Raw genomic sequence first — 16,456 nt, forward strand, 5'->3', positions numbered from 1 at the left:
GTTGGAAACCATGGCCCCAGTTGCCATGCGTATCGCCGCCCAATCACTCTCCGACGCGAAGCCCGTGTCGTTCTGGCTGGACGACCCCGGCAAGCCCGAGGCACTGCCCGCGCTCACCGGGGACGAGCACTGCGACCTGCTGGTCGTCGGCGGCGGCTACAGCGGTCTGTGGACCGCGCTGATCGCCAAGGAGCGCGAGCCGGAGCGGGACGTCGTCCTGATCGAGGGGCACGAGGTGGGCTGGGCCGCCTCGGGCCGCAACGGCGGCTTCTGCGCCGCCTCCCTCACCCACGGCCTGCCCAATGGTGTGGAGCGCTGGCCGGACGAGATCCACAAGCTGGAGGAGCTCGGCGAGCGCAACCTCGACGCCATCGAGGACGCCGTCGCCCGCTACGGCATCGACTGCGAGTTCGAGCGCACCGGTGAGATCGACGTCGCCACCGAGCCCTACCAGCTCGAAGAGCTCCACGAGTGGCACGAGGAGATGACGAAGCTCGGTTTCACCGGGACCGACTTCCTCGACGGCGACGCGCTGCGCGCCGAGGTCGACTCGCCGACCTTCCTGGGCGGTCTCTGGGACCGGCGGGGCGTGGCCATGCTCCACCCCGCCAAGCTGGCCTGGGGCCTGAAGCGGGCCTGCCTCGACCTGGGCGTGCGGATCTACGAGCACACCCGGGGCCTCGAACTCGCCCGGTCCTCCCGGGGGATGGCCGCCCGCACCCCGTACGGGCGGATCTTCGCCCGCCGGGTCGCGCTCGGCACGAACGTCTTCCCGTCGCTGGTCAAGCGGGTCCGCCCGTTCACCGTGCCGGTCTACGACTACGCGCTGATGACCGAGCCGCTCACCGCCGACCAGCTCGCCTCCATCGGCTGGAAGAACCGGCAGGGCCTGGGCGACAGCGCCAACCAGTTCCACTATTTCCGGCTGTCGGCCGACAACCGGATCCTGTGGGGCGGGTACGACGCGATCTACCCCTACGGCGGCCGGGTGAGCGCCGAACTCGACCAGCGGCCGGAGACCTTCCTCAAGCTCGCGGCGCAGTTCTTCGACTGCTTCCCGCAGCTCGCCGGAGTCCGTTTCAGCCATGCCTGGGGCGGGGCGATCGACACCTGTTCGCGTTTTTCCGCGTTCTTCGGAACCGCCCATCAGGGGCAGGTCTCCTATGCCGCCGGATTCACCGGCCTGGGCGTCGGTTCCACGCGATTCGGGGCCGAGGTGATGCTCGACCTGCTGGCGGGCGAGCAGAACGAGCGGACCACGCTGGAAATGGTCCGCACCAAGCCCATGCCGTTCCCGCCCGAGCCGTTCGCCTGGGCCGGGATCGAGCTGACCAGGAAGTCCCTGGCCAGGGCCGACAACAACCAGGGCCGTCGCAACCTCTGGCTGAAGACGATGGACCGGCTGGGACTCGGCTTCGACAGCTGACCCCGGCATCACCGGTGATCCCGGGAACCAACGACCGACTCCGGGAATCGCCTTCTGAATAACCCTCCGGGGTGTCTGAAAAAGGACCCTCCGGACCCCTGGCCCGGCCGCCCGCAGGCGGCCGGGCCGCTTTTTCTGAATTTCTTTCCCGAAGCCGCGTCATAACCCGGCGACTCCGCTCTCTCACCCGTGTGTACGCGCCGGTAACCAAGGTCGGCGGGCACAGGAACACGGAAAAGGAGACAAGCCATGAGCGGCACGGGGGTCGAAGCGGCAGTCGAATGGCTCGTATCGGTGGCGCCGGACCCGGACGCCTGCCGGTGGGTCTGGGAGCGCGACCCCCGAGGGGTCGCCCTCCTGCCCGCCGGGAAACGCTGGGACGTGCTGATCATCCCGGGGGAGCTGGGCCACCCGACCTTCGACGTCCTGACCCGGCTGATCGACCGGCCCGGCCCGGTGCTCGCCGGGTTCGGCGACACCCGGATGGGCTTCTTCGTGGCGCCGGGCACCGCCGGCCGCTGGGTCGGCACCGGGGTGCGCGGCGTGGGGCGGGGCACCTGGATCGTCGTACCCCACCCGGGCCGTCCCGCCCGGGACGGGGTGCGCTGGCTGATCCCGCCGGACGGCTCGGGGACCCTCACCGACGCGGCGCTGCTGGAGCTCGCGATGCACGAGGCGGCGGCCGGGCGCGGAGGCCGCTGAGGGCCGTCGACGGCAGCGGGGGAGGCGCGCGGGGCCGACCGGACGGAAGGCCCCGTGCTGTCAGAGGTCTTGACAACCTGATTGGTCTGGACCATGTTGTGGCCGCCGCACTCGATTCCCCCATGCACGGAGGCCGTTGTGGAACGTACGGGACCCCCCGCCCGCCTGACCGGTGTCGTGGCCGCCTTCTCGGCCGCCCTGCTCGCCGCCGGCGGGCTGACCGCACTCGCCCCGTCCGCCGCCGCGGCCGACGCCGAACTGGCCCGCAACGGCGGCTTCGAGGCGGGACTGGACGGCTGGAGCTGCACAGCGGGCAGCGGAGCCGTCGTCAGCACCCCGGCACACGGCGGTACGTCGGCGCTGAAGGCCACCCCGGCCGGCGCCGACAACGCCAAGTGCTCCCAGACGGTGAACGTCCAGCCCGACTCCACGTACACGCTGAGCGCCTGGGTGCAGGGCTCGTACGTCTACCTCGGCGCGGAGTCCACCGGCACCACCGACGTCTCCACCTGGACCTCGTCCTCGTCCGACTGGAAGCAGCTCACCACCACGTTCAAGACCGGACCGGCCACGAAGCAGGTCACCGTCTACACCCACGGCTGGTTCGGCACCCCCGCCTACTACGCCGACGACCTCTCCCTGACCGGCCCCGGCGGCGCCCCGGTCGAACTCCCGGCCGTCCCCACCGGGCTGAAGGCGGGGACCGCCACCGCCTCCACCGTCGACCTCTCCTGGACCGGATCCCCGGGCGCCACCGGCTACAACGTCTACCGGGGCGGCACGAAGGTCCTCTCCGCCACCGGCACCTCCGCCACCGTGACCGGCCTCACCGCGTCGACCGCGTACAGCTTCCAGGTCGCCGCGGTCAACGCGGCGGGCGAGTCCGCCAAGTCGGCCGCCGTCCAGGCCACCACCACGGCGGGCGGCGGCGGGGGCGACGGCAAACTGCCCGCCCACGCGCTCGTCGGCTATCTCCACGCCAGCTTCGCCAACGGCTCCGGCTACACCCGGATGGCGGACGTGCCCGACTCCTGGGACGTCATCGACCTCGCCTTCGGCGAACCGACCTCGGTCACCTCCGGCGACATCCGCTTCTCCCTCTGCCCGGTGGCCGAGTGCCCGAACGTCGAGTCGGCGGCCGAGTTCAAGGCCGCCATCAAGGCCAAGCAGGCCAAGGGCAAGAAGGTGCTCATCTCCATCGGCGGCCAGAACGGCCAGGTGCAGCTCACCACCGCCGCCGCCCGGGACACCTTCGTCTCCTCGGTCAGCAGGATCATCGACGAGTACGGGCTGGACGGCCTCGACATCGACTTCGAGGGCCACTCCCTCTCGCTGAACACCGGGGACACCGACTTCCGGAACCCGACCACCCCGGTCGTCGTCAACCTGATCTCCGCGGTGAAGACCCTCAAGGCCAAGTACGGCGAGAAGTTCGTCCTGACGATGGCCCCGGAGACCTTCTTCGTCCAGCTCGGCTACCAGTACTACGGCTCGGGCCCCTGGGGCGGCCAGGACCCGCGGGCGGGCGCCTACCTCCCGGTCATCCACGCGCTGCGCGACGACCTCACCCTGCTGCACGTCCAGGACTACAACTCCGGCTCCATCATGGGCCTGGACAACCAGTACCACTCGATGGGCGGCGCCGACTTCCACATCGCCATGACCGACATGCTGCTCACCGGCTTCCCGGTGGCGGGCGACCAGACCAAGGTCTTCCCACCGCTCCGCCCCGAGCAGGTCGCCATCGGGCTGCCGGCCTCCACCCAGGCGGGCAACGGCCACACCTCGCCCGCCGAGGTCACCAAGGCGCTCAACTGCCTCACCAAGAAGACCGACTGCGGCTCCTACGCCACCCACGGCACCTGGCCCGCCCTGCGCGGACTGATGACCTGGTCGATCAACTGGGACCGGTTCAACAACGGGGAGTTCTCGAAGAACTTCGACGCCTACTTCAAGCGCTGAGACTCCGTACCCCACCGGGACGCAGTGGCAGCAGCACCGCACCGAACAGGAGCCAGCTGCCCAGCACGTCCAGCGGCCAGTGGTAGCCGCGCAGCACCAGACCGATGCCCGTCGCCGTGGCCAGCAAGGCAGCGGCGACGGGCATCATCCACGACCCCCACCGCCCCGGGCGCGCCGCCAGCAGCGCCGCCGCCCCGTACGCCACCAGGGCCGTCGCCGCGTGACCGGACGGGTAGTAGCCGGTGGCCTCCGTCAGCGGCCCCGGGCGGGCGATCCACGCCTTCAGCGGTACGACGAGCAGGGGCACGGCGGCCATCGCGAGCGCCGCGTACAGCGCCCGGCGGCGCGCGCCGCGCACCAGGGCGAGGACGATCGCGCAGCCCAGCACCGGGAGCGCCACCTGTGTGTTGCCGAGATCGGCGAGGAGTTCGGTGAGCCCGGCCGGGCCGTGCCCGACGACGGCCCGGCCGGCCCGCTCGTCGAGCCGGCGCAACGGGCCGTCGGCCGCGACCTGCCAGGTGACCAGTCCGAAGAGGGCGAGCGGGAGCAGCGCCCACAGCACCGGGGAACGCGAAAAAGCCGGCCGCCCGGGAACCGGGGGGGTGGTTCCGGGGCGGCCGGTCGGACCGGTTTGCCGCACGCCCCGGGGGGTCTGGGGCGAGCGGCCATCCGATCGGTGAGGAGTTCCGGAGCCGGAGGCTCCACCGGCGTGCGCGAAGGCACGGCCGGAACGGTGCCGGGAACGGCCCGAACCGGCGTCGCCCGAAGTCCCCTGCGGGCGGGGTGTCTCTCTCATCTGCGGAAACCGTACGGCAGCGGCAGAGGGACCGACAGCGGGAAACGTATCCCGCCATCGGCCCCGCACACCTTCTTCACAGGCCCTCACGCGGGCCCCGCGAGCGTGTGCTCCGGGGGTGCCGGAGCTCGCACAGGTCAGATCGTGGCGAACGCCTGCTCGATGACGTCGAGCGCCTCGTTCAGCAGGTCCTCACCGATCACCAGCGGCGGCAGGAAGCGCAGGACGTTGCCGTACGTGCCGCAGGTCAGGACCAGGACGCCCTCCGCGTGGCACGCCTTGGCGAGCTTGGCGGCGGCCTCCGGGTTCGGGTCCTTCGAGCCGGACTTCACCAGCTCGATCGCGATCATCGCGCCGCGGCCGCGGATGTCGCCGATCACGTCGCCGTTGGGCAGCTTCGCCTGCATCTCGGCGAGGCGGCCCTTCATGACCTCCTCGATGCGCTTGGCCTTGCCGTTCAGGTCAAGCTCGCGCATCGTCTCGATGGCGCCGAGGGCACCGGCGCAGGCGACCGGGTTGCCGCCGTAGGTGCCGCCGAGGCCGCCGGAGTGGGCGGAGTCCATGATCTCGGCGCGGCCGGTCACGGCGGAGAGCGGGAGGCCGCCCGCGATGCCCTTGGCGGTGGTGATCAGGTCCGGGACGATGCCCTCGTCCTCACAGGCGAACCACTGGCCGGTGCGGCAGAAACCGGACTGGATCTCGTCCGCGACGAAGACGATGCCGTTGTCCTTGGCGAACTGCGCGATGGCCGGGAGGAAGCCCTTGGCCGGCTCGATGAAGCCGCCCTCGCCGAGCACCGGCTCGATGATGATCGCGGCGACGTTCTCGGCGCCGATCTGCTTGTTGATCTGCTCGATGGCCTGGGCGGACGCCTCGGCACCGGCGTTCTCGGCACCGGTCGGCCAGCGGTAGCCGTACGCCACCGGCACCCGGTAGACCTCGGGCGCGAACGGACCGAAGCCCTGCTTGTACGGCATGTTCTTGGCCGTCAGCGCCATGGTGAGGTTGGTGCGGCCGTGGTAGCCGTGGTCGAAGACGACGACCGCGGTGCGCTTGGTGTGGATGCGGGCGATCTTCACCGCGTTCTCGACGGCCTCGGCGCCCGAGTTGAACAGCGCGGACTTCTTCGGGTGGTCGCCCGGGGTCAGCTCGGCGAGCTGCTCGCAGACCTCGACGTAGCCCTCGTACGGCGTGACCATGAAGCAGGTGTGGGTGAAGTCGGCGAGCTGCGCGGAGGCGCGGCGCACCACGGCCTCGGCGGAGGCGCCGACCGAGGTCACGGCGATGCCGGAGCCGAGGTCGATCAGGCGGTTGCCGTCCACGTCCTCGATGATCCCGCCACCGGCACGGGCGGTGAACACCGGCAGGGTGGAGCCCACGCCGGCGGCCACCGTGTTCAGCCGGCGGGCCTGAAGCTCCACCGACTTCGGGCCGGGGATGGCCGTGACGACGCGTCGCTCCTGCGGGATTTCGGTCATGTGGGGCTCCTGGGGGGATGTTTCGGACGCTTCCCCTGCAGGCTAGGGGCGGGGCCGGGGGTGCGGCATGTTCCGTTCGGGAGTGGTGGTCGGGCGGGGTTGTCCGTGGTGGACATGGCGGGGCGGTGCGCGGGACCGGGACGCCGGTGTGTCCGGACCGGGGAGCCTGCTGAACCCGCCCTGTTCTCGCACTAGATTGAGGGCTTCGGGCATCCGTGCCCGGTCATACGGTCGGCGCTGGTCAGGGGACGAGGGACAGCACATGGACACCGAGGGCACGCACGACGCACGTTCCACCCGCTCGGGTCATCCGGTGCCGCGCCCGGCCCCGCCGGGAGCGCCGCCCAGGCCCGGGCACGCCCCCACCGCCGGCCCCCCGGTCGACACCTGGCTGCGGACCCGGCGCGCGGCGGCCGAGCCCGGCCTGTGGCGGCTCGGCCACGCACCCAGGCCCGAGGCCGACCCGGACCGGGTGCCCGACCGGGCCCTGATCGGCGGGGCGGTGGTGGCCCTGCTGGCCGCCCTGCTGGTCTGGTCGCTGTGGCGCAACGGCTATGTGCCCCACAGCCGCATCCTGCTGGAACTGGTCACCCCGTCCGACTGGTGGGGGCTCGAACGCCCGATGGCGGCCGTCACCGCCCTGTCCGCCTACAACAGCCTGTTCGCGGTCCTGGTGATCTGGGGCTTCGGCCGGATCGGCAACTGGACCGGGGTCTTCCGCCGCTACGCCGCCGACCACCCCATGCCGGGCCGGGCGGTGCGGACCGGGCTGGCCGCGGCCGTCCTGATCCTCTGCTTCGTGAACGCCGACGGGCTGCTGCCCTTCGACGACCTCGTCCTGGGGCTCACCCCCTACTCCTGGCTGTACCACGGCACCGCCCAGGAGATCGCGGACCGGGTCGAGACCTTCACGACCGTCTACCACCTGACGGGCGCCGCCGTGATCCTGCTGGTGATCGGACGGGCCGGGAACTGGCTCGGCGCCTTCCGCGAACTGCGCGGCGGCCGGGGGAGCGCCCCGGAGCAGCAGAAGGCCCCCGCCGCGGACCCGGCCGACTGGCCGCGGCTGCGCGCCGCGGGCCAGCAGGGCGCCGCCGACCGGCTGGTCGCCGAACAGCGCACCGGACACATGAACGACGTCGACTGGGTGCGCATCCGGCGCGCCTGGAGCACCGTGGAGGCCGACCCCGCCCGGCTCGGCCCGTTCGTCGACTCCGTGCTCACCCGGGGCGCGGGGGCCTGCCCGCACCCCTCGGGCGCCCGGGACCTGCCGGCCCGCTCCGCCACCCACGACCTGCTCACCTCCCAGGTCCGGCTCGGCCGCTGCCCGGACCACGACCGCAACCCGGCCGCCCGGCGGGGCGCGGGCGCCGCCGTCGATCCGGCGGTGCTGGGCGCCTCCCTGCTGGCCGTCGGCCCCTTCGGCGCGGGCAAGACCCGGCACGTGGTGCGGCCCGTCGTGGAGTCGCTCGCCCTCCAGGCCCTCGCCGGGAAGGCCGTCGTCATCGCCGTCTGCGCGGCCGGCACCCCGCTCGGGGCCGACGAGAGCTACGACGTGGTCATCGCCCCGGGCGACCCGTCCCGCACCCGCGACCTGGACCTCTACAGCGGGACCGACGACGCCGACGAGGCCGCCGCCCTGCTCGCCGAGGCGCTCGCCGGGGACCTGCCCGACGTCGACGCCCGGCGGGCCGCCACCGCGCTCGCCCAGCTCCTCGGCCCGTACCGGGCGGCCCACGGCCACTTCCCCTCCGTCCAGGCGCTGCGCGAGCTCCTCGACAACGCGCCCGACGCCCTCGCCGGGCTCCGGGCCCGGCTCGACACCGACGCGGACCGCTCCTACCTCCGCGAACTCGACGCCCGGGCCCGGCAGGCGGGCACCCCCGGCGACCCGGGCGTCCGGCTCGCCGACCGGCTCGCGGTCCTGGACCGGCCGGCCTTCGCCGGGTTCTTCGACCCCGAGGCCGCCGCCCGCCCCTTCTCGGCGCGCACCCTCGAACACCCGCTGCGGGTCCGCGTCGACCTCCCCGAACGCGCCCACCCCGAGGCCGCCCGGCTGCTCACCCGTCTGGTGCTCGCCCAGTTCACCGCCGGGGCGGCGGCCCGCACGGACCGTTCCCTGTTCGCCTTCCTCGCCCTGGACGACGCCACCCACACCGTCACGACCGAGTCCGTACGGGCCGTGCAGCGGCTGCGGAGCCGCAACGCCGGAGTGCTGCTCACCCTGCGCGGACTGGACGACGTCCCCGAGGCCCTGCACACGGCACTGCTCGGCTCGGTCGGCTGCCACATGGCCTTCTCCGGCGTCACCACCTGGGACGGGCGGCTCTTCGCGCAGGCCTGGGGCACCGAGTGGGTGGAGACCACGGAGGTCGCCAAGCACACGGTCTTCGCCGACCAGCCGCTCACCCGGGCCGTGCACGCCCTGCGCAAGCTCGTCACCGGCAAGGCGGTCACCACCGACGCGGTGACCGTGCGCAAGGTCGAGCGGGAGCGCTGGTCGGCCTCCGAGCTGGCCCGCCAGGTCCCGGCAGGCCACGCCGTGCTCTCCCTGACGACCGTGGACGGGGAGCACGCGCCGCCGCTGCTGGTGGATCTGAACGGCTGACCGGGCGCCCCGTGCGTGGTCGTGGAGAACCAGGCCAGTCTGGCAGAATTGGGGGTAGTCGTTCATACGGGACGGCGAAAACCGACACCACGAGGTCCCGCGGTCGCCATGCCCCTCACTCTCGCCTCGCTCGTCCAGCGCCCCGCGCTCAAACTGATCGTGCGCGCCGGGGCGGACCGGCTCGACGCGCCCGTGCGCTGGGCGCACGCCAGCGAGCTGACCGACCCGGTGCCGTACATGGAGGGCGGCGAGTTCCTGCTCGTCACCGCCACCAACCTGGACGCCGAGAACCCCGAGGCGATGCGGCGGTACGTGCGGCGGCTGGCCGCCGCCGGCGTCACCGGGCTGGGCTTCGCCGTCGGCGTCAACTACGACGAGGTGCCGCGGGCACTGATCGACGCGGCCGAGGAGGCCGGGCTTCCGCTCCTCGAAGTGCCGCGCCGCACCCCCTTCATCGCGATCGCCAAGGCGGTCTCCTCGGCCATCGCGGAGGACCAGTACCGGGCCGTGACGGCGGGCTTCGAGGTCCAGCGCGAGCTGACCCGGGCGGCGCTCTCCGGCGACGGCCCCGGCGAGCTGCTGACCCGGCTCGCCGCCCACCTCGACGGCTGGGCCGCGCTGTACGACGCGGCGGGCCAGGTCGTCGCCTCCGCCCCCGAGTGGGCCGCCCGCCGCGCCGCCCGCCTCACCCCCGACGTGGAACGGCTGCGGGACCGCGCCGCCCCCGCCAGCATGGTCGTCGGCAGCGCCGAGGACCGGGTCGAGCTCCAGTCCCTGGGCACCGGCCGCCAGGTCCGCGGCGCGCTGGCCGTCGGCACCGGCGCGGCGCTCGGCACCGCCGGGCGGTACGCCGTCCACTCCGCCGTCGCCCTGCTCACCCTGACCACCGCCCGCTCCCGGTCCCTCCAGGGCGCCGAACAGCGCCTCGGCGCGGCGGTGCTGCGGATGCTGCTGGCCGGCGAGTCCGACCACGCCCGCGCCGTCGCCGGGGACCTGTACGGCGGGCTGCTCGACGCCCCGTTCCGGCTGCTCATCGCGGAGGGCGCCGAGCCGTCCGGGCCCGGGGCGCTCGCCGAGGCGATGGAGACGGCGGCCCTGCGCACCGGCGAGACCCTGCTCTCCGTACCCGAGGGCAACCGGCTCGTCGTCCTCGCCGCCGACGGCGGCGCGGCGGTCACCGCCTGCGCCGCGTACACCGGCGCCCAGGAGGCCCGGACCTCCGGCGAGGGCGTCAAACCGGAGGAGGGCGCCGTCGTCGTGGGCCTCTCCGCCCCGGCGGGCCCGATCGCCGTCTCCGCCGCGTACAAACAGGCCGAGCAGGCCCTCTCGGTGGCCCGCCGCCGGGGCAGGGCCCTGGTCGAGCACGAGGAGTTGGCGGCCGGCTCGGTGCTGCCGCTGCTCGCGGACGACGCGGTGCGGGCCTTCGCCGACGGAATGCTCCGCTCCCTGCGCGAGCACGACGCCAAGGGACGCGGCGACCTCGTGGCCTCGCTGCGCGCCTGGCTCGCCCACCACGGCCAGTGGGACGCCGCCGCCGCCGACCTGGGCGTGCACCGCCACACCCTGCGCTACCGGATGCGCCGGGTGGAGGAGATCCTGGGCCGCTCGCTGGACGACGCGGACGTCCGGATGGAGCTCTGGCTGGCCCTGAAGGCGACCAGCACCCCCGCCCCCTAGCCCGCGCCCGTACCCCGCCGCGTCCGACAATCCGTAGCGTCCCCGGAGCGTACTGCTCCACCCCGGACAAACGCCGAAACGGCCGCGCGGCCCTACGGTGGGGGCAAGACACCCCCACCGCTCCGAAGGGCCGGAACCTCCATGACTTCCACCCACGCCTTCTGGCTGGCCGGCCGCCAGGCCACCGGCGAGGACAGCTTCGACGTCACCAACTCCTGGGACGGCCGTCTCGTCGGCACCGTCAGCGTGCCGACCGACGCCCAGATCGAGGAGGCCGTCGCGGCCGCGCACGCCGTGCGCGAGGAGTTCGCCGCGACCCCGGCGCACGTCCGGGCCGCCGCACTCGACCACGTCGTGCGGCGTCTGGTGGAGCGCACCGAGGAGATCGCCCAGCTGATCTCCGCCGAGAACGGCAAGCCCATCAAGTGGGCCCGGGGCGAGGTCGGCCGCGCCGTATCCGTCTTCCGGTTCGCCGCCGAGGAGGCCCGCCGCTTCAACGGGGGCGACGCCCAGCGCCTGGACACCGACGCCGGCGGCACCGGCCGCCTCGGCCTGACCCGGCGCTTCCCGCGGGGCACGGTCCTCGGCATCGCGCCGTTCAACTTCCCGCTGAACCTGAGCGCCCACAAGGTCGCCCCGGCCATCGCCGTCGGAGCCCCGATCATCCTGAAGCCGGCCCCGGCCACCCCGATCTCCTCGCTGGTCCTGGGCGAGATCCTGGCCGAGACCGACCTGCCGGCCGGCTCCTGGTCCGTGCTCACGGTCCCCAACGACCGGATGCCCGCCCTGGTCCAGGACGAGCGGCTGCCCGTGATCTCCTTCACCGGCTCCGGCCCGGTCGGCTACTCGATCATGGAGTCGGTGCCGCGCAAGCACTGCACCCTGGAGCTGGGCGGCAACGCCGCCGCGGTCGTCCTCGGCGACTACGCCTCCGAGGAGGACCTGGACTGGGCCGCGACCCGGATCGCGACCTTCTCCAACTACCAGGGCGGCCAGTCCTGCATCTCCGTACAGCGGGTCATCGCGGACGCCGCGGTCTACGACCGGCTGCTCCCGAAGATCGTCGCCGCCGTCGAGGCTCAGGTCACCGGCGACCCGTCGGACCCGGCCACCGAGGTCGGCCCGCTGGTCAGCGAGGACGCCGCCAAGCGCGTCGAGTCCTGGGTGGACGAGGCCGTGCAGGCCGGCGCCAAGCTGCTCGTCGGCGGCAAGCGCGACGGTGCCACCTACGCGCCGACCGTGCTCACCGAGCTCCCGGACGGCGTCACCCTCGCCGCCGAGGAGGTCTTCGGACCGGTCCTGTCCGTCCAGAAGGTGGACGGCGAGGCCGAGGCGTTCGAGGCCGTCAACTCCTCCAAGTACGGCCTCCAGGCCGGTGTGTTCACCCACGACCTGCAGACCGCCTTCCGTGCCCACCGGGCCCTGGAGGTCGGCGGCGTGATCATCGGTGACGTCCCGTCCTACCGCGCCGACCAGATGGCGTACGGCGGCGCCAAGCAGTCCGGCGTCGGCCGCGAGGGCGTCCGCTACGCGATGGACGACTACACCTACGAGCGCGTGCTGGTCCTCACCGGCCTCGCCCTGTAGCCACGAACCGGACCGGCCCGACCGGCCCGCCCATGTCGCCTGTGTTTCCGCCTGGACAGCACGAGAGCAGGTGACACGAGACGGCCCGAACCCACTGTGCGGGGGTTCGGGCCGTTCCGCGTTTCCCCGGAACGGGTCCGTCCGGCGCCCTTCCGTGCCCCGACGCCCCTTCGCGCAAGGGCCTTTCGGGCCGTCTCCCGGGACGCACTGTCCGCGCGCACAGGTGTTGCGGCAACAATGGGGGGCATGAGCGACAGCCCTGCCCCCCTCGCCGATCCGCATCTCGTCTTCGACGCGACGGAAGGCCGACGGGATCTCGTCATCCTCGGCTCCACCGGTTCCATCGGCACCCAGGCCATCGACCTGGTGCTGCGCAACCCCGACCGTTTCCGCGTCACCGCGCTCTCCGCCGCGGGCGGACGGGTCGCCCTCCTCGCCGAGCAGGCGCGGCGGCTGCGGGTGCGCACCGTGGCCGTCGCCGACCCCGCCGCCGTACCGGCCCTGCGCGAGGCGCTGAGCGAGCAGTACGGGACGGGCGAGCCGCTCCCGGAGATCCTGGCCGGACCCGACGCCGCCGCCGAACTGGCCGCGAGCGACTGCCACACCGTGCTCAACGGCATCACCGGCTCCATCGGCCTCGCCCCGACCCTCGCCGCGCTCGAAGCGGGCCGCACGCTCGCCCTGGCCAACAAGGAGTCGCTGATCGTCGGCGGCCCGCTGGTCAAGGCCCTGGCGAAGCCCGGCCAGATCATCCCGGTCGACTCCGAGCACGCCGCCCTCTTCCAGGCCCTCGGCGCCGGCACCCGCGCCGACGTGCGCAAGCTCGTGGTCACCGCCTCCGGCGGCCCCTTCCGCGGCCGCACCAGGAGCGAGCTGGCCGACGTCACCCGCGAACAGGCCCTCGCCCACCCGACCTGGGCCATGGGACCGGTCATCACCATCAACTCCGCGACCCTGGTCAACAAGGGCCTGGAGGTCATCGAGGCGCACCTCCTCTACGACATCCCCTTCGACCGGATCGAGGTCGTGGTCCACCCCCAGTCCTACGTCCACTCCATGGTCGAGTTCACCGACGGCTCCACCCTCGCCCAGGCCACCCCGCCGGACATGCGGGGCCCGATCGCCATCGGCATCGGCTGGCCCGGCCGGGTCCCCGACGCCGCCCCCGCCTTCGACTGGTCCACGGCGTCCACCTGGGAGTTCTTCCCGCTGGACGGCGAGGCCTTCCCATCGGTCGGCCTGGCCCGGCACGTCGGCACGCTCGGGGCGACCGCACCGGCCGTCTTCAACGCCGCCAACGAGGAATGCGTCGACGCCTTCCTCGCCGGACAGCTGCCGTTCAACGGAATCATGGATACGGTCACCGAGGTGGTGACCGAACACGGCACCCCCGCCACGGGAACTTCGCTCACGGTCGCGGACGTCCTCGAAGCGGAGACCTGGGCACGCGCCCGGGCCCGTGAACTCTCGGCGAAAGCGACAGCGGAGGCGCGCGCATGAGTCTGACGACGGTCCTGCTGACGATTCTCGGCATCGCCGTGTTCGTCCTCGGCCTGCTCTTCTCGATCGCCTGGCACGAGCTCGGCCACCTGTCGACCGCGAAGCTCTTCGGCATCCGCGTCCCCCAGTACATGGTCGGCTTCGGCCCCACCATCTGGTCGCGCAAGAAGGGCGACACCGAGTACGGCATCAAGGCCATCCCGGCCGGCGGCTACATCCGCATGATCGGCATGTTCCCGCCCGGGGCGGACGGCCGACTGGAGGCGCGGTCCACCTCGCCCTGGCGCGGCATGATCGAGGACGCCAGGTCCGCCGCGTTCGAGGAGCTGGAACCGGGCGACGAGAAGCGCCTCTTCTACACGCGCAAGCCGTGGAAGCGCGTCATCGTGATGTTCGCCGGACCGTTCATGAACCTGGTCCTCGCCGTCGTGATCTTCCTCGGCGTCGCGATGACCTTCGGCTTCCAGACCCAGACCACCGAGGTGGCCGGTGTCCAGAAGTGCGTGATCGACCAGAGCGAGAACCGCGACACGTGCAAGAAGTCCGACCCGGTCTCGCCCGCCCAGGCGGCCGGGCTCCTGAAGGGCGACCGGATCGTCGCCTTCGACGGGCAGAAGGTCGACGACTGGGACGCCCTCTCCGCCAAGATCCGCGACACCATCGGCCCCGCCACCCTCACCGTCCTGCGCGACGGCCAGGAGAAGACCCTCCACGCCGTGCTGGCGAAGAACTCGGTGGCCAAGAAGGACTCCAGGGGCGAGGTGGTCCCCGGTGAGTTCGTGAAGGCCGGCTACCTCGGCTTCGCCGCCCAGACGGAGATCGTCCCGCTCTCCTTCGGCGACTCGGTCGTCCGCATGGGAGACATGGTCGAGAACGGCGTCGAGTCGATCATCGCCCTCCCGTCCAAGATCCCGGACCTGTGGAACGCGGCCTTCGGCGACGGCGAGCGCGCCGCGGACTCCCCGGTGGGCGTCGTCGGCGCGGCCAGGATCGGCGGCGAGGTGATGACGCTGGACGTACCGGCGGAGAACCAGGTCGCGATGATGCTGTTCCTGCTCGCCGGGTTCAACCTCTCGCTCTTCCTCTTCAACATGCTGCCGCTGCTGCCCCTGGACGGCGGGCACATCGCCGGAGCGCTCTGGGAGGCCCTGCGGCGCAATGTCGCCCGGGTCTTCAGGCGCCCCGACCCCGGCCCGTTCGACGTGGCCAAGCTGATGCCGGTCGCCTATGTCGTCGCCGGTGTCTTCATCTGCTTCACGCTGCTGGTGCTGGTCGCCGACATCGTGAACCCGGTCAAGATCTCCTGATCCCGGCCCCCTCCACGCGTCACGGACGACGGTTTCCCCGGCACACGGTGTGTGCCGGGGCCGTCACGGCTTCGCGGCACTCCCGTACGGGTGTGCTTCCGCCCTCCGCCGGTGCCGTAACCTCGAAGCTCAAAGCCCGCCGTCTCGGGACCTTGATCCACACCTTGGGGATGCTCAGCGCATGACTGCGATTTCTCTCGGAATTCCGTCCGTTCCGACCAAGCTCGCCGACCGGCGGGTCAGCCGCAAGATCCAGGTCGGGTCGGTGGCCGTGGGCGGGGACGCGCCGGTCTCGGTCCAGTCGATGACCACCACGCGCACCTCGGACATCGGCGCGACGCTCCAGCAGATCGCCGAGCTGACGGCCTCGGGCTGCCAGATCGTCCGCGTGGCGTGTCCGACGCAGGACGACGCGGACGCGCTGGCGACCATCGCCAAGAAGTCGCAGATCCCGGTGATCGCCGACATCCACTTCCAGCCGAAGTACGTCTTCGCCGCGATCGACGCGGGCTGCGCGGCGGTGCGCGTGAACCCCGGCAACATCAAGCAGTTCGACGACAAGGTCAAGGAGATCGCCCGGGCCGCCAACGACGCGGGCACCCCGATCCGCATCGGCGTGAACGCGGGCTCGCTGGACGCGCGGCTGCTCGCCAAGTACGGCAAGGCGACCCCCGAGGCCCTGGTCGAGTCGGCGCTCTGGGAGGCGTCCCTCTTCGAGGAGCACGGCTTCCGCGACATCAAGATCTCCGTGAAGCACAACGACCCGGTCGTGATGGTCAACGCGTACCGTCAGCTGGCCGAGCGCTGCGACTACCCGCTGCACCTCGGTGTGACCGAGGCCGGTCCGGCCTTCCAGGGGACGATCAAGTCCGCGGTGGCGTTCGGCGCGCTGCTGTCCGAGGGCATCGGCGACACGATCCGGGTCTCGCTCTCGGCGCCGCCCGCCGAGGAGGTCAAGGTCGGCATCCAGATCCTGGAGTCGCTCAACCTGCGCCAGCGCCGCCTGGAGATCGTCTCCTGCCCGTCCTGCGGCCGGGCCCAGGTCGACGTCTACAAGCTGGCCGACGAGGTGACGGCGGGCCTGGAGGGCATGGAGGTCCCGCTCCGGGTCGCCGTGATGGGCTGCGTCGTCAACGGCCCCGGCGAGGCCCGCGAGGCCGACCTGGGCGTCGCCTCCGGCAACGGCAAGGGCCAGATCTTCGTGAAGGGCGAGGTCATCAAGACCGTGCCCGAGTCGAAGATCGTCGAGACGCTGATCGAAGAGGCCATGAAGATCGCCGAGCAGATGGAGAAGGACGGCATCGCCTCGGGCGAGCCGGAGGTCTCGGTGAGCTGACCCGCCGCCCATGGCAGCCGCGCCCCGCCGGACGGACACCGACCGGCGGGGCGCCGTCATGAGTGAACCCGTCGCGG

General features: G+C 72.5%; 11 protein-coding genes. 9 read left to right on the forward strand and 2 right to left on the reverse strand.

Annotated elements, in window-relative coordinates; translation table 11 throughout:
• The first annotated feature begins 10 nt into the window (after positions 1 to 10).
• The 3 genes from ACF08W_RS22685 (at position 11) to ACF08W_RS22695 (ending at position 4,090) form a co-directional block, all read left to right on the forward strand.
• Entirely contained in the window at positions 11 to 1,426 is a 1,416-nt protein-coding gene (locus ACF08W_RS22685) for an NAD(P)/FAD-dependent oxidoreductase (protein WP_392280333.1), read from the forward strand.
• Positions 1,427 to 1,675: 249 nt separating this feature from the next.
• Positions 1,676 to 2,128 (forward strand): hypothetical protein, encoded by a 453-nt coding sequence (locus ACF08W_RS22690; protein ID WP_385212064.1) that lies wholly within the window; start codon positions 1,676 to 1,678, stop codon positions 2,126 to 2,128.
• A gap of 138 nt (positions 2,129 to 2,266) precedes the next feature.
• Positions 2,267 to 4,090 (forward strand): chitinase, encoded by a 1,824-nt coding sequence (locus ACF08W_RS22695; RefSeq protein WP_392280334.1) that lies wholly within the window; start codon positions 2,267 to 2,269, stop codon positions 4,088 to 4,090.
• Here the strand turns inward: ACF08W_RS22695 and ACF08W_RS22700 are convergent.
• Positions 4,080 to 4,886 (reverse strand): phosphatase PAP2 family protein, encoded by an 807-nt coding sequence (locus tag ACF08W_RS22700; protein ID WP_392280335.1) that lies wholly within the window; start codon positions 4,884 to 4,886, stop codon positions 4,080 to 4,082. The two genes, ACF08W_RS22695 and ACF08W_RS22700, sit on opposite strands and share 11 nt — an antisense overlap.
• 137 nt (positions 4,887 to 5,023) lie before the next feature.
• A complete protein-coding gene (gabT, locus tag ACF08W_RS22705) occupies positions 5,024 to 6,364 on the reverse strand; it encodes a 4-aminobutyrate--2-oxoglutarate transaminase (protein WP_366295955.1) in 1,341 nt (446 codons plus the stop codon).
• A 262-nt stretch (positions 6,365 to 6,626) separates the two neighbouring features.
• Here gabT and ACF08W_RS22710 point away from each other — a divergent pair, with 262 nt between their 5' ends.
• From ACF08W_RS22710 to ispG, 6 genes are all read left to right on the forward strand, one after another.
• Positions 6,627 to 8,972, forward strand: a complete 2,346-nt coding sequence (locus ACF08W_RS22710) for an ATP/GTP-binding protein (RefSeq protein WP_392280336.1) — start codon at positions 6,627 to 6,629, stop codon at positions 8,970 to 8,972.
• Positions 8,973 to 9,080: 108 nt separating this feature from the next.
• On the forward strand, positions 9,081 to 10,649 hold the full coding sequence (locus tag ACF08W_RS22715; RefSeq protein WP_392280337.1) for a PucR family transcriptional regulator: 1,569 nt from the start codon (positions 9,081 to 9,083) through the stop codon (positions 10,647 to 10,649).
• Positions 10,650 to 10,790: 141 nt separating this feature from the next.
• Positions 10,791 to 12,236, forward strand: coding sequence for an aldehyde dehydrogenase family protein (locus tag ACF08W_RS22720; protein ID WP_392280338.1), 1,446 nt, complete (start codon positions 10,791 to 10,793; stop codon positions 12,234 to 12,236).
• Between the two features lie 237 nt (positions 12,237 to 12,473).
• A complete protein-coding gene (gene dxr / locus ACF08W_RS22725) occupies positions 12,474 to 13,736 on the forward strand; it encodes a 1-deoxy-D-xylulose-5-phosphate reductoisomerase (protein WP_352276399.1) in 1,263 nt (420 codons plus the stop codon).
• Positions 13,733 to 15,043 carry a site-2 protease family protein gene (locus tag ACF08W_RS22730; RefSeq protein WP_352276400.1) on the forward strand — a complete coding sequence of 437 codons (1,311 nt, stop codon included), beginning with the start codon at positions 13,733 to 13,735 and terminating at the stop codon, positions 15,041 to 15,043. The genes dxr and ACF08W_RS22730 overlap by 4 nt, the downstream gene beginning before the upstream one ends.
• 181 nt (positions 15,044 to 15,224) lie before the next feature.
• The gene (gene ispG / locus ACF08W_RS22735; protein ID WP_352276401.1) at positions 15,225 to 16,379 is read left to right on the forward strand and encodes a flavodoxin-dependent (E)-4-hydroxy-3-methylbut-2-enyl-diphosphate synthase; all 1,155 of its coding nucleotides are present in this window, start codon (positions 15,225 to 15,227) and stop codon (positions 16,377 to 16,379) included.
• Positions 16,380 to 16,456: the final 77 nt, after the last annotated feature.

This window comes from Streptomyces sp. NPDC015144 (assembly GCF_043079735.1).
Lineage (GTDB): Bacteria > Actinomycetota > Actinomycetes > Streptomycetales > Streptomycetaceae > Streptomyces.

Bases quoted from the DNA above. Each gene is read 5' to 3' on its own strand.
- ACF08W_RS22685 (WP_392280333.1), top strand. From the start codon at position 11: ATGGCCCCAGTTGCCATGCGTATCGCCGCCCAATCACTCTCCGACGCG.
- ACF08W_RS22690 (WP_385212064.1), top strand. From the start codon at position 1,676: ATGAGCGGCACGGGGGTCGAAGCGGCAGTCGAATGGCTCGTATCGGTG.
- ACF08W_RS22700 (WP_392280335.1), bottom strand. From the start codon at position 4,886: ATGAGAGAGACACCCCGCCCGCAGGGGACTTCGGGCGACGCCGGTTCG.
- gabT (WP_366295955.1), bottom strand. From the start codon at position 6,364: ATGACCGAAATCCCGCAGGAGCGACGCGTCGTCACGGCCATCCCCGGC.
- ACF08W_RS22710 (WP_392280336.1), top strand. From the start codon at position 6,627: ATGGACACCGAGGGCACGCACGACGCACGTTCCACCCGCTCGGGTCAT.
- ACF08W_RS22715 (WP_392280337.1), top strand. From the start codon at position 9,081: ATGCCCCTCACTCTCGCCTCGCTCGTCCAGCGCCCCGCGCTCAAACTG.
- ACF08W_RS22720 (WP_392280338.1), top strand. From the start codon at position 10,791: ATGACTTCCACCCACGCCTTCTGGCTGGCCGGCCGCCAGGCCACCGGC.
- dxr (WP_352276399.1), top strand. From the start codon at position 12,474: ATGGGGGGCATGAGCGACAGCCCTGCCCCCCTCGCCGATCCGCATCTC.
- ACF08W_RS22730 (WP_352276400.1), top strand. From the start codon at position 13,733: ATGAGTCTGACGACGGTCCTGCTGACGATTCTCGGCATCGCCGTGTTC.
- ispG (WP_352276401.1), top strand. From the start codon at position 15,225: ATGACTGCGATTTCTCTCGGAATTCCGTCCGTTCCGACCAAGCTCGCC.